This window comes from Amycolatopsis tolypomycina (assembly GCF_900105945.1).
In the GTDB taxonomy this organism is placed as follows: domain Bacteria; phylum Actinomycetota; class Actinomycetes; order Mycobacteriales; family Pseudonocardiaceae; genus Amycolatopsis; species Amycolatopsis tolypomycina.
Genome location: NZ_FNSO01000002.1, coordinates 142,450 through 155,129, shown reverse-complemented (window position 1 = coordinate 155,129; position 12,680 = coordinate 142,450). Strand labels below are relative to the sequence as shown.

General features: G+C 71.9%; 13 protein-coding genes. 9 read left to right on the top strand and 4 right to left on the bottom strand.

Features of this window, described 5'->3' with window-relative positions; all coding sequences use genetic code 11:
- Window positions 1-3 precede the first annotated feature (3 nt).
- Window positions 4-537: a TetR/AcrR family transcriptional regulator gene (locus tag BLW76_RS02245; protein ID WP_244170019.1), complete on the top strand. Its 534-nt coding sequence runs from the start codon at window positions 4-6 to the stop codon at window positions 535-537.
- Between the two features lie 81 nt (window positions 538-618).
- Here the strand turns inward: BLW76_RS02245 and BLW76_RS02240 are convergent, their stop codons facing one another.
- From BLW76_RS02240 to BLW76_RS02225, 4 genes are all read right to left on the bottom strand, one after another.
- Entirely contained in the window at window positions 619-1,404 is a 786-nt protein-coding gene (locus BLW76_RS02240; protein WP_091304191.1) for an ABC transporter permease, read from the bottom strand.
- Window positions 1,401-2,315: an ATP-binding cassette domain-containing protein gene (locus tag BLW76_RS02235; protein ID WP_091304190.1), complete on the bottom strand. Its 915-nt coding sequence runs from the start codon at window positions 2,313-2,315 to the stop codon at window positions 1,401-1,403. Before BLW76_RS02235 ends, BLW76_RS02240 begins: the two co-directional genes overlap by 4 nt.
- A gap of 80 nt (window positions 2,316-2,395) precedes the next feature.
- A complete protein-coding gene (hrpB, locus tag BLW76_RS02230) occupies window positions 2,396-4,780 on the bottom strand; it encodes an ATP-dependent helicase HrpB (RefSeq protein WP_091304189.1) in 2,385 nt (794 codons plus the stop codon).
- The gene (locus BLW76_RS02225; protein WP_091304188.1) at window positions 4,777-5,607 is read right to left on the bottom strand and encodes a glutamate ABC transporter substrate-binding protein; all 831 of its coding nucleotides are present in this window, start codon (window positions 5,605-5,607) and stop codon (window positions 4,777-4,779) included. The genes hrpB and BLW76_RS02225 overlap by 4 nt, the downstream gene beginning before the upstream one ends.
- Window positions 5,608-5,683: 76 nt before the next feature.
- Here BLW76_RS02225 and BLW76_RS02220 point away from each other — a divergent pair, with 76 nt between their 5' ends.
- From BLW76_RS02220 to BLW76_RS02185, 8 genes are all read left to right on the top strand, one after another.
- A complete protein-coding gene (locus BLW76_RS02220) occupies window positions 5,684-6,190 on the top strand; it encodes a MauE/DoxX family redox-associated membrane protein (RefSeq protein ID WP_091304187.1) in 507 nt (168 codons plus the stop codon).
- Between the two features lie 66 nt (window positions 6,191-6,256).
- Complete coding sequence (locus BLW76_RS02215; protein ID WP_091304186.1) at window positions 6,257-7,000, top strand: DsbA family protein; 744 nt, start codon at window positions 6,257-6,259, stop codon at window positions 6,998-7,000.
- Window positions 7,001-7,110: 110 nt separating this feature from the next.
- A complete protein-coding gene (locus BLW76_RS02210; protein WP_091304185.1) occupies window positions 7,111-7,452 on the top strand; it encodes a hypothetical protein in 342 nt (113 codons plus the stop codon).
- Window positions 7,449-8,561, top strand: coding sequence for a C40 family peptidase (locus BLW76_RS02205; RefSeq protein ID WP_091304184.1), 1,113 nt, complete (start codon window positions 7,449-7,451; stop codon window positions 8,559-8,561). Before BLW76_RS02210 ends, BLW76_RS02205 begins: the two co-directional genes overlap by 4 nt.
- 3 nt (window positions 8,562-8,564) lie before the next feature.
- Window positions 8,565-8,948 (top strand): hypothetical protein, encoded by a 384-nt coding sequence (locus tag BLW76_RS02200; protein ID WP_091304183.1) that lies wholly within the window; start codon window positions 8,565-8,567, stop codon window positions 8,946-8,948.
- Window positions 8,945-9,451 (top strand): YbaB/EbfC family nucleoid-associated protein, encoded by a 507-nt coding sequence (locus BLW76_RS02195; protein ID WP_091304182.1) that lies wholly within the window; start codon window positions 8,945-8,947, stop codon window positions 9,449-9,451. Before BLW76_RS02200 ends, BLW76_RS02195 begins: the two co-directional genes overlap by 4 nt.
- A 113-nt stretch (window positions 9,452-9,564) precedes the next feature.
- A complete protein-coding gene (locus BLW76_RS02190; protein WP_091304181.1) occupies window positions 9,565-11,376 on the top strand; it encodes a glycoside hydrolase family 3 protein in 1,812 nt (603 codons plus the stop codon).
- Between the two features lie 29 nt (window positions 11,377-11,405).
- Window positions 11,406-12,674, top strand: coding sequence for a ThuA domain-containing protein (locus tag BLW76_RS02185; RefSeq protein WP_091304180.1), 1,269 nt, complete (start codon window positions 11,406-11,408; stop codon window positions 12,672-12,674).
- The last annotated feature ends 6 nt before the right edge of the window (window positions 12,675-12,680 follow it).

Sequence of the window (12,680 nt, the reverse complement as noted above, 5' to 3'; positions counted from 1 at the left end):
CGCGTGGACGTGATTGCGGACGCAGCGATCGAGGTGATCGCGGCGGAGGGCATGCGCGGCCTGACCCACCGGGCGGTGGACCGCGCTGCGGGCCTGCCAGTGGGCTCGACGTCGTACTACGCGCGCACCCGGGCGGCGCTGCTGGAGCTGGCGATCGCGCGGATCGTGGTGCTGGACCAGGCGGCGCCGAAGTCGTCGGGGTCGTTGGCGGAGTTCGTCGCGGGATACGCGTTCGACGCGATCACTTCGGGCCGGACGCGGATGCTGGCGCGGTACGAGTTCGCGCTGGAGGCCACGCGGCGCCCGGAGCTGCGCGCGACGTACGACGAGGGCGGCCTCCAGATCCGGCGCCAGGCGACGGCGGTGCTGGCGGCGTCCGGTTCGGCGGACCCCGAGCGGCACGCGCGGATCGTGGTGGACTGGATGGAGGGCACGATCTTCGGGGCGTTGGCGGGGACCGGATCGTTGGCGCCGCCGAGTCTGGAGGAGCTGGTGGCGAGCGCCCGGGAGATCCTGGCGGGGATCGGCGTGGCGTGATTTCGTGCCGACCCCGCGGGGGCGCCCCCCGGTTTCCACGCTACCGGAAGGCACCGACAATTCCGGTCCCCGCCGCCGACGTCAGGCGTCCCGCCTGCGCAACACCGCCGCGCCCGTCACCAGCGCCGTTGCGGCCCACGCCGCGCAGATCACCAGCCCGACCCAGGGTGCGTACGGGGCCACCGTCATCGTGATCGGGTTTGGTTGGCCTGCCTCGACCATCGCGTTCACGCCCGCGATCCCCGGGAAGTACGGCATCGCCTCCGGCAAGCCCAGCGATGCCACGATCAGCGGCAACGGCACCAGCAGCACGATCACCGACACCAGCGTGCCCGCCGCGCTGCGCAGGGCCCAGGCGATGCCCGTGCACAGCAGGCCCAGCACTGCGAAATACCCGCCCATGCCCGATGCCGTCGTGAAGGCCGCTTCGAACGACGTCGGCAGGCCGTGGCCGTCCATCACCGTTGTGGCCAGTGCCATTCCCGCTGACGACAGCAGCACTCCGTACGCGAACAGGACCGGGGCCAGCGCCGCCGCCTTCGCCAGGACCACCCGGGACCGGACCGGGGTCCACAGCAGCGTCGACCGGATGCCTCCGCCCGCGTACTCGCTCGTCACGAACAGCGTTGCCAGGGCGATCACCGCGAACTGGGTCAAATAAAACCCGCCGCCGAGGGCCACCGTGTGGGCGCCCTGTGGGTCGTCGCCGACGCGCTGGGCGATGGCCGACAGCGTTCCGTAGAACAACATCAGCGCCGTTCCCGCCACCAGGCACCACCACGTGGCGCGGACCGACCAGAACTTCGTCCACTCCGAAGCCACCGCGCCCGACAGGCCGCCGCCGCGTACCTCCACCGATGCCGTCATGCCGAAACCCCGTATTCCACCGAAGAAGCCGTCAGTTCCATGTACGCCTGCTCGAGCGACGCCGTCCGCTCGGCGAGCCCGTGCACGCGGATCCCCAGCTCGTGCACGAGGTCGCCGACGCGGGTGACGGCGATGCCGTCCACCACCAGCTCGCCCGGCTCGCCCGGGTGCGTCAGCCCGCCCTCGGCGCGCAGCCGTGCGTCCAACGCGGAAAGCTCGGCGGCGGCCGGGACGCGGACCGCGACCGTGGTGCGGGAGTTGCCCGCGATGAACTCCGGCACCGGGGCGTCGGCCAGCAGCTTGCCCTTGCCGATCACCACGAGGTGGTCGGCGGTCAGCTGCATCTCGCTCATCAGGTGGCTGGAGACGAACACCGTCCGCCCCTCGGCCGCCAGCGAGCGCATCAGCTGCCGCACCCAGCGGACGCCGTCCGGGTCGAGGCCGTTGACCGGCTCGTCGAACAGCAGCACCCCCGGGTCGCCGAGCAGCGCGCCCGCGATGCCCAGCCGCTGCCCCATGCCGAGGGAGAACTGGCCGGCCCGCTTGCCGGCGACGTCGGACAGCCCGACGGTCGCCAGGACCTCCTCGACGCGGCTCGCCGCGATGCCGTTGCTGCGCGCCATGGCCAGCAGGTGCTTCCCGGCGCTGCGGCCGGGGTGCAGGGCCTTGGCGTCGAGCAGCGCGCCGACCTCCCGCAGCGGGTGCCGCAGCTCGGCGTACCGCTTCCCGCCGACCAGGACCTCGCCCGCCTGCGGGTGGTCGAGCCCGACCGTCATCCGCATGGTCGTCGACTTCCCGGCGCCGTTGGGCCCGAGAAAACCGGTCACCTGCCCCGGTGCGACGTCACAGGTGAGCGCGTCGACGACGGTTTTCTCCCCGTAGCGCTTCGTGAGTCCCCTGAGTGTGATCATGCCTCGAAGTCTGCGGCTGGCGGGGGTGCGCGGGCATCGGACGACGGTCGTGGACCGCCCCCGACTTTCGTCGGGGTCGCTCAGGTGCGGCGGCGCGTGTGCCGGGTCGGGACGGCGCCGGCCGGGTCCTCCGGCCAGGGGTGCTTGGGGTAGCGGCCGCGCAGGTCGGCGCGCACGGCCGGGTAGCCCGACGTCCAGAAAGACGCCAGATCGGCGGTGATCGCGGCCGGGCGGCCGGCGGGGGAGAGCAGGTGCAGCACCACCGGGACGCCGGCGAGCACGGGCGTTTCGGTCCAGCCGAACGTCTCTTGGAGTTTCACCGCCAGGACCGGCTGGTCGCCGGTGTAGTCGACGCGGATGTGCGACCCCGACGGCACTTCGAGGCGGTCCGGAGCGAGGTCGTCGAGCTTCGCGGCTTCCGGCCAGGGGAGCAGCGCCTTCAGCGCCGTGCCCGCGTCGAGGTTCGCGAGGTCCGCCTTCCGGCGGGCGGTGCCGAGGTTCAGCCAGCTGTCCACATCGGACAGCAGGGTGGCGTCGTCCACCGCGGGCCACGGCGGGCCGAGGACGCGGTGCAGGAACGCCATCCGGTCGCGGAGGCGGGTCGCGTCCTGGCTCCACCTGAGGAGGCCCAAGCCCTCGGCGCGGAGCCCGGCGACGAGCGCGTCGTGCACGTCGGCGTCCTCGAGCGGCTTCCCGGACAGCGTGATGGCGCCGAGCTTGCGGACGCGCCGGGCCACGACGTCGCCGTCCCAGGTGACTTCGTCCACTTCGGACACCCCGGCGACGCGGGTGGCGAGGCGTTCGTCGGCGGCCGCGGCGAGGCGGATGGTGCCGTGGACGCGGCCGGGGTCGCGGGTGGCTTCGGCGACGGCCAGCCACTCGGCGTCGAGGCCGCTGCCGGGTGGGAGTTCGGCCGCGGTGCCGCCCGCCATGAGGTAGACGGGCGCGCCACCCGGACGCCGCCGGGCCAGCCGCTCGGGATGCGCGAGGGCGACGACCAGCGCGGGATCCGGCTGTCCCGTCCCGGTGACCAGCTTGGCGAGGCGGTCCACCTCGCGCTTCCAGCGCCGCGCGCCTTCGTCGCCCGCCGAGCGCAGGCGGCGCAGCTCCGCGTGCACGTCCGTCAGGGTCGCGCCCGCGTCCAGCAGCGCCACCACCTCGGCCGCGTTGCGGGCGCCGACTTCGGCAGCTCCGTCCAGCAGCGCGCGGGCCAGCCGTGGGTGCAGGCCGAGGTCCGCCATCCGCCGCCCGCGCGGGGTCACCGTCCCGTCTTCGGCGGTCGCGCCCAGTGTCGCCAGGAGCGCCCGGCCCGCCGCCAAGGCTCCTTCGCCCGGGGGGTCCCACCAGGCGAGGCCGCTGCCGTCGGGGGTCGACCAGCACGCCAGCTCCAACGCCAGCCGGGCCAGCTCGGCCGTGCGGATCTCCGGCTCGGGGTACGCCGGCAGCGTCGCCTGCTCGTGCTCGGCCCAGCAGCGGTACGCGCGCCCGGGCGCCTCGCGGCCCGCGCGTCCGGACCGCTGGGCGGCGACCGCGGCCGACACGCGGACCGTGGCCAGGCCCGGCAGCCCGCGCCGGTGGTCCACCCGCGGCACGCGCGCCAGTCCCGAGTCCACCACCGCGCGCACGCCCGGCACCGTCAGGCTCGACTCCGCCACCGCCGTCGCCAGCACCACCCGGCGCCGGTCACGCGGCCGCAGCGCGTCGTCCTGGTGCGCCGCCGACAACCGGCCGTGCAGCGGGAGGACGTCCACAGTGTCCAATTCGGACAGTCGCAGCAACCCGGCGGTCCGCGCGATCTCCCCGGCTCCGGGCAGAAACGCGAGCACGTCGCCGTCGCCCGAGGCCAACGCCGTCCGCACCGCCCGCGCGACACACGCCTCGACACGCTCACCGCGCGCCGGCGGGACGTAGGAGAACTCCACCGGGTACGTCCGGGCCGTGGCCGTGACGACCGGGGCGTCGCCGAGCAGGGCCGCGAGCCTGCCGGACGCGACCGTCGCCGACGTCGTCAGCAGCCGCAGGTCTTCGCGCAGCCCGGCGCGGACGTCCAGGAGCAGCGCCAGCAGCAGGTCGGCGTCCAGGTGCCGCTCGTGGCACTCGTCGAGCAGCACCGTCGAGACGCCGGGCAGTTCCGGGTCGCCCTGCACGCGCCGCACCAGCAACCCCGACGTCACGACCTCGATCCGGGTCCGCGCGGACACCTTCCGGTCGCCGCGCACCGCGTACCCGACGGTCTCGCCGACCGGCTCCCCGAGGATGGCCGCCATCCGGGCCGCCGCGGCGCGGGCCGCCAGCCGCCGCGGCTCGGCGACCACGACCCGGCCGTCACCCGAAGCCAGCGCGAGGGGCACCAGCGTCGTCTTGCCCGTGCCGGGCGGCGCCACGAGCACGGCGGCACCGTGGGAGTCCAGCGCGGCCAGGACGTCGGGCAGCACGGACCGGACCGGCAGGTCGGGGAGCTTCACTTCGCGGTGACCTCGGGGGGCGGGGGCAGCTGGTAGCCGGACGGGCCGATGTTCGCGTTGAGCGAGCGCAGCCATTCGCCGGAGGAGATCATCTTCCGGATCGCGTCGTCGACCGCGGACACCCCCTGGGTGTCGCCCTTGCGCAGGCCGACGCCGTAGTTCTCCTTCGAGAACGGCTTCCCGACGATCTTCAACAGCTCCGGGTCGCGCGCGACGTAGCCGGCGAGGATCACCGCGTCCGTGGTGACCGCGTCGATCTGCCCGGCGAGCAGGGCGGTCACGCAGTCGGAGTACCGCGGGTACTCGACCAGCTGGACGGCCTGGGCGAACTTGTCCTTCACCTGCTGCGCCGGCGTCGAGCCGGTGACCGAGCACAGCCGCCGCCCGTTGAGGACCTCCGGCCCGGTGATGTCGGCCGACGTCCGCCGCACCAGCAGGTCCTGCCCGGTCGTGAAGTACGGGCCGGCGAACGCCACGAGCTCCTTGCGCTTGTCGGTGATCGAGTAGCTCGCCACCACCAGGTCGACGGCGCCGGAGGTGAGGTCGGTCTCCCGCGTCGCCGACGTCGTTTCCCGCCACGTGATGTCCTTCGCGGGAACGCCGAGCTCACTCGCGACGAAAGTCGCGACATCGACGTCGAACCCGACGAACCGGCCGTCGATCGTGCGTTCCGAAAGCCCCGGCGCGTCGAACCGGATGCCGATCGTCAGGTGATCCGTGGCACTCGCCCGGGTGACGAGCGAGTCCGTCGGCGACACCTTCGCCGGACCGCACGCCGACGCCGTGACCAGGAGCAACGCCGAGCCGAGCAGCGCGCGCCACCGCATCCGGCCGCTCCCTCCGCCTCACGTTGTTCTCAGGTCCCCCCGCTAGCCTAAGTGCGTGGTGCGACCGTCCCAACCCGTGCTGAACACCGTCGGCACGCTCGCCCGGCTCGGGCTGGCGGCCGTCTGGCTCGTTTCCGGCGCCATCAAGCTGGCGGATCCCGGGCAGACCCTGATCGCCGTGCAGGCGTACCAGGTGCTGCCGGGCGCACTCGAAAACGTGGTGGCCCTCGCGCTGCCGCTCGTCGAGCTGGTGCTCGGGCTGGCGCTGCTCGCGGGCCTGGCGACCCGGTGGGCCGCCGCGGCCTCGCTGGGGCTGCTCGTCGTGCTCATCGCCGGCATCGCCCAGTCGTGGGCGCGCGGCCTGAGCATCGACTGCGGGTGCTTCGGGGGCGGCGGCCAGGTGGCGGCGGGGCAGACCGAGTACCCGCAGGAGATCCTCCGCGACACGGGATTCGCGCTGCTCGCCGTCTGGCTGGTGGTGCGGCCGCGCACGTGGCTGTCGCTCGACGGCTGGCTGGCGCGAGGTCGCGGGAACTCGGGCGAACCCGAACCCGACTACTCGGGTATCGCGGAAGGGAACTGATACACAGTGGGTGGAGCTGAGCGGACCGCTCGGAAGCGTCGTCAGGCGGCGCAGGCCGGTTCGAACGTGGTCGCGCAGGCCAGGGGGACGTCCGGTGACCGGCGGAAGTGGATCATCGGGATCGGGGCCGTCGTCGTCGTGGCCGCGCTCGTGATCGGCGGCGTGATCTGGACGATCTCGGACCGGAACAAGACCGAGGGCAAGGTCATCGACGCCGGCACGACGAGCTCGCTGGCGGGTGATGTCACGCAGAAGCGCGACGGCGTCGTCGTCACCGTGGGCAAGGCCGGCGCCAAGGCCACGATCGACGTCTACGCCGACTTCCTCTGCCCGATCTGCGGCGAGTTCGAGAAGCAGTACAAGGGCGAGGTCGAGCAGGCGATCAACGACGGCAAGCTGCAGGTGCGCTACCACATGGTGCCGTTGCTGAACCAGCGCTCCAGCCCGCCGGGCTACTCGCTCGACTCGGCGAACGCGGCGCTGGCCGCGGCCGACGCCGGCAAGTTCCTCCAGTTCCACGACGCGCTGTTCGCCAACCAGCCCGAAGAGGGCAAGCGCGGCTACGACAAGGCGCAGCTGATCGAGCTCGGCAAGAACGTCGGCATCACCGACCCGGCGTTCGCCCAGACGGTCAACGCCGGCACCTACGACCAGCAGCTCAACACGGCGTTCCAGCAGATCGAGAACGACCCGAAGCTGGCGCAGGACTTCGGCGGCGGGCAGCGCGGGTTCGGCACGCCGACGGTCACCGCGAACGGCTCGATCGTGTCCTGGCAGGACCCGGACTGGCTCAAGAAGGTCATCGGCTGACTCCGGGCAATTCGCCCACTCGGGTAAGGACTGTGGACTAGGCTGATTCCCTGAGCAGGGGAACCGGGGGTGCCGCGCGCGCGTCGCACCCCCGGTGACAGGGAGGGCCAGTGGACGGTTCGGGTTTTCACGTCGAGGACGGCGCGTACACGCGGTATGCGCGCGAAGTCGACCCGCTCGGGGACGACGTCAAAGGGGCGGCCGACAAGCACGTCGGCCCGCACGTGACGCTCGGCGGCCACGGCTTCTCGGAGATGGGCAGCGAGGCCGGGTTCTCCGGCGCCTACAGCGGCCGGATGCGGGCGTTGCAGGAGAAGCTGCACCGCGTCGGCGGCGGCTGGCGGCAGGTCGGCGAGGCCGCCCGGCAGACCGACCGCAACTACGCGGCGGTCGAGGGCGAGCACGGCGACGTCGTCCGGCGGCTCGGCGGTGACCTCGGGCGGGACGCGTGACCGAGCACGAGACCGGCCAGCTCGTCCGGCACGGCCTGGACACCACGAACCAGTTCGCGCAGAAGCTGCGTCACGACCCGGCCGCGATCGGCGGCGCCCGTGACGCGCACTACGCCCTGCAGACGTCGGTGGGCCGCAGCCGCGACGTCGCTTCGGAGCAGCGCGTCAACCTGGCTTCGGCCAGCTCGGGCTCGACGACCGACCGCGCCACCGCGACGTCGCAGAGCCTGGAGAAGGAGGTCCAGGACCTCCTCGACGAGAGCGCCGAGATCGAGAAGGCCGTCACCGAGGCGGCCGAGGCACTGCACGTCGGCGAGATCAAGAACGACCAGATCCGCGACCAGATCGTCAAGGAGATCGCGGCGTCGATGAAGGCGCTGGCGGCGGTGAAGTCGATCCAGCCGCCGGAGAGCCGCGGGGCCGCGTCGCGCGACATCCTGATGAAGCTGCAGACCAAGATCACCCAGCTGACCGGCCAGGCCGCGACGTTCAGCGAGCAGACGATCAACGAGCTCACCGCGATCGGCACCCGCCTCGGCGGCGAGGAGCAGACGACGTCGTCGTCATCGGCGTCCGCGACCAAGGTCGGGTCGTCGTTCAACAGCAGCAGCGGCTATTCGGGCGGCTCCGACGGCGGGGGCGGCGGCGGTGGGGGCGGCGGCGCCGTGCACAAGCCGCGGCTGCCGGTGGCGATCCCGCCGCAGCCCGGCTCCGGCGTCGCGATCAACCTGCCCGGCGGCAAGCAGGTGATGGCGCCGAACGAGACGGCGGCGAAGGCGGTGCGCGCGGCGCTTTCGCAGCTCGGCGTGCCGTACGTCTGGGGCGGGACCGCGCGGGGTGTCGGCCTCGACTGCAGCGGCCTGGTGATGACGTCCTACCAGGACGCGGGGATGCAGCTGCCGCGGACGGCGGCGCAGCAGACGGTCGGCGCCGAGGTGCCGTCGATCGACCAGCTGCTGCCCGGCGACCTCGTCGTGTGGTCCGGCCACGTGGCGATGGTGATCGGCGACGGCCAGATGGTCGAGGCGGGTGATCCGGTGCAGATCAGCAAGATCCGCACCACGAACGCGGGGCAGTCGTTCATCGGCTTCTACCGGCCCACGGGGTGAGTTGTGGCTGAATTCGACGTCGAGCTGGCTTCCGCGCGGATCGCGGAGCAGGCGGCACGGGCGGAATCCGAGGCGTCCGCGCGGTTCGCGCGTTCGGGCCCGGTGGTGGGCAAGGCGGCTGCCGACGGGATCGAAGTCCAGGTGGCGCCGGGCGGACTGCTGACGGGGCTGAGCATCCACCGCTCGGCCCTGCGGCACGGGTCGGCGGTGCTGGCCGACCAGATCTTCGAGCTGGCCCAGCGCGCGACCCGGCGGGCGGGCGACCGGATGTACCACGCGTTGGCTCCGGTGGTCGACCGCGAACAGCTGGAAACCCTGGGCTACGAGCCGATCCCGGACGACGACCCGGACGCCGAGACGTATTCGTACGGAGGGGGACCGCGGTGATCACGACCCGCCAGCTGATCGCCCAGGCCCGCGCCCGCGAAGAGGCGATGGCCCGCGTGGAGGAGCTTTTGGCGTCGGCCTCGGGCACGGCGCACGACCGCGACGGCCAGGTCGAGGTGACGGTCGACGCGCGGGGCAAGCTGCTGCGGCTGTGGCTGGCACCGTCGGCGGTGAACGTGGGCGAGCAGCTGGGGCCGCTGATCGTGGAGGTCACCCGGGCGGCCATGCGCGAGGCGACGCAGGACGGGTACAACAAGGTCGCCCTGCTGCTCGGCGAGGACATGACGTTCATGATCGAGCAGATGACGGGAATGCCGGCACCGGCCCGCGCGGAGGACGACGACCCGGGGATGACGGTGGAGGAGTTCCAGCGGCTGCGAGCGGAGCGGCTGGGTGAGGCGCCCGCGGCGGCGGCGCCGGCTCCGGCTCCGGCGAGCAGCGTCGAGGACGAGGACGCCTACTGGGAGAGCTTCGACCCGGCTTCGCTGCGCTCGGACCGCTGAGCGGCCGGTCCCGGTGAGCGGTACCCGAGTTCGTTGAGAGGTCTGGACCAACTGCTGCGCGCTGTGTCTTAATCCAAGGCGTGAATTTTGGTCTCTCGACGAGGAGGACCCGGATGCGCCTCGGACGCAGGCTGGGCATCGGTGCGCTGGCCGTCGGGTTGCTGCTCGCCTCCGAAACGCCCGCGCTGGCCGGGAATCGGCCCGCCTACAAGGATTCCTGGCGGCCCGTCAAGGTGCGGGTGGCCGATCTGCTGTCGCGGATGAGCCTCGATGACAAGCTCGGGCAGATGATGCAGGCCGAGCGGCTCGGGGTCACGAGCCCCGCCGATGTCACCAGTGGGCGGCTCGGGTCGCTGCTCTCCGGGGGCAGCTCGCAGCCCACGCCGAACACGCCCGTCGCCTGGGCCGACATGTACGACGGCTTCCAGAAAGCCGCGCTGGCCACGCCGCTCGGGATTCCGCTCATCTACGGTGTCGATGCCGTTCACGGCCACAACGGTGTCTACGGTGCCACCGTCTTCCCGCACAACATCGGCCTCGGGGCGACGCGGGATCCGAAGCTCGTCGAGAAGATCGGCCGTGCCACCGCGGACGAGGTCGCCGGTACCGGGATCGACTGGGACTTCGCACCTTGCCTGTGCGTCGCCCGCAACGATCGCTGGGGGCGGACCTACGAGTCCTTCGGCGAGGACCCGCGGCTCGTCACGCGGATGACGTCGATCATCACCGGGCTGCAGGACAAGGGGGTGCTGGCCACCGCCAAGCACTACGTCGGCGACGGCGGCACCACCGGTGGTGTCAACGAGGGCAACACCGAACTCGGCGAGCAGGAGCTGCGCGCGATCCACCTGCCGCCGTTCGAAGCGGCCGTCCGGCGCGGGGTCGGGTCGGTGATGATCTCCTACAGCAGCTGGAACGGCGTCAAGCTGCACGCCGGCTCGTACCTGATCAACGACGTGCTCAAGAAGGAACTCGGCTTCGGCGGGATCGTCGTCTCCGACTACAACGGCGTCGACAAGATCGACGGCAAGTCCGGGTTCACGCCCGAAGAGGTCGAGGCCTCCATCAACGCCGGCATCGACATGGTCATGGTGCCCTTCGAATGGCGGAAGTTCATCGACACGCTGCGGTCGCTGGTGGACTCCGGCCGCGTGCCGATGAGCCGGATCGACGACGCCAACCGGCGCATCCTCACCAAGAAGTTCGAGCTCGGCCTGTTCGAGCACCCGCTGACCGACCGGCGGCTCCTGAACACCATCGGCAGCAGGCCGCACCGCGACCTCGCGCGCCAGGCCGTGCGGGAATCGCAGGTGCTGCTGAAGAACGAGGGCCACGTCCTCCCGCTGGGCAAGCGCAGCAAGATCTTCGTGGCCGGCAAGAGCGCCGACGACCTCGGCAACCAGTCCGGCGGCTGGACCGTCGGCTGGCAGGGCACCAGCGGCCCGGTCATCCCGGGCACCAGCATCCTGCAGGGCATGCGGCAGAAGTCCGCGAACGTCACCTTCGCCAAGGACGGCACGGGAATCGACGCCGGCTACGACGTCGCCGTCGCGGTCGTGGGGGAGACGCCGTACGCCGAGGGCAAGGGCGACCGGCCCCAGGGGATGGGGCTGGACGCCACCGACCTCGCCACGCTGCAGAAGCTGAAGGACTCGGGGGTGCCGACGGTGGTCGTGCTCGTGTCCGGGCGGCCGCTCGACATCACCGCGCAGCTGCCGGACTGGGCCGGGCTCGTCGCGTCGTGGCTGCCGGGCAGCGAAGGCCAGGGGGTCGCCGACGTCCTCTTCGGCGACTACAACCCGACCGGCAAGCTGCCGGTGACCTGGATGCGCGGCGCCGACCAGCAGCCGATCAACGCCGGTGACGGCAAGCCCGCACTGTTCCCGTACGGCTTCGGCCTGCGGTACCCGCACCGCCCCTGGTGATCCCCCGCCCCCACCGGAAAGGTTCACGCATGCCCCGCCGTCCCGTGCTCAGAATCCTGGCCTTCTTCGCCGCCTGTCTGGGGCTTGCCCTCGGCGCCCCGGCCGTGGAGGCCGCCACCCCGTTCAAGGTGCTGGCCTTCTACAGCGGCAGCTACGACGCCGCGCACATCAGCTTCGAGAAGGAAGCGAACGTCTGGTTCCCGCAGCAGGCGGCGGCCAACGGCTTCACCTACACCGCGACGACCAACTGGAACCAGCTCACCACGATCACCCCGGACCAGTACCAGGTGGTGCTGTTCCTCGACGACCAGCCGCAGTCGCAGGCGCAGTTCCAGGGCTTCCAGCGGTACATGCAGGCCGGCGGCGGGTTCTTCGGCTTCCACGTGACCGCCTACAACGACAGCTCGACGCCGTCGTACGCGAACTGGTTCCACAACGACTTCCTCGGCACCGGCCGGTTCACGTCGAACACGTGGGGCCCGACCCCGGAGACGCTGCGGATCGAGAACCGCACCCACCCGGCGACGGCGAACCTGCCGGCGACGATCCGGTCGTCGACGTCGGAGTGGTACGCCTGGCAGTACGACCTGCGCCAGAACTCGAACATTTCCATCCTGGCGTCGATGGATTCGTCGACCTTCCCGATCGGCACCGACCCGAACCAGACCTGGTACAGCGGCTACTACCCGATCGCGTGGACGAACAAGAACTACAAGATGCTCTACGCCAACTTCGGCCACAACGCGATGAACTACGAGACGAACACCGCGCTGTCGTCGACGTTCGAAAGCGCCGACCAGAACCGGTTCGTGCTCGACGGCCTGAAGTGGCTCAGGGGCGGCTCGACGACCCCGACCGACCCGGGCACGATCGACCCCGCGGCCTGGTACGCGGTGACGAACAAGGCGTCCGGCAAGTGCGTCGACGCCCGCGCGGCCGGCAGCGCCAACGGCACCGTGATCCAGCAGTACACCTGCAACGGCACGACGGCCCAGCAGTACCAGTTCGCCCCGACCAGCGGCGGCTACGACCGGATCAACAACCGGACGAACGCCGCCCAGGTCGTCGACGTCACCGACGTCTCGACCGCGGACAACGCCGGGCTGCAGCTGTGGTCCTACAGCGGCGGCGGCAACCAGCAGTGGCAGCCGGTGTCCGAGGGCGGCGGCCACTACCACTTCGTCGCCCGCCACAGCGGCAAGTGCCTGACCGTGCCCGGCGCGTCCACCGCGGACAGCGTCCAGCTGGTCCAGGCGGCCTGTAGCGGCAGCGCCGCTCAGTCGTTCAAGGTCGCCTAGCGTTCG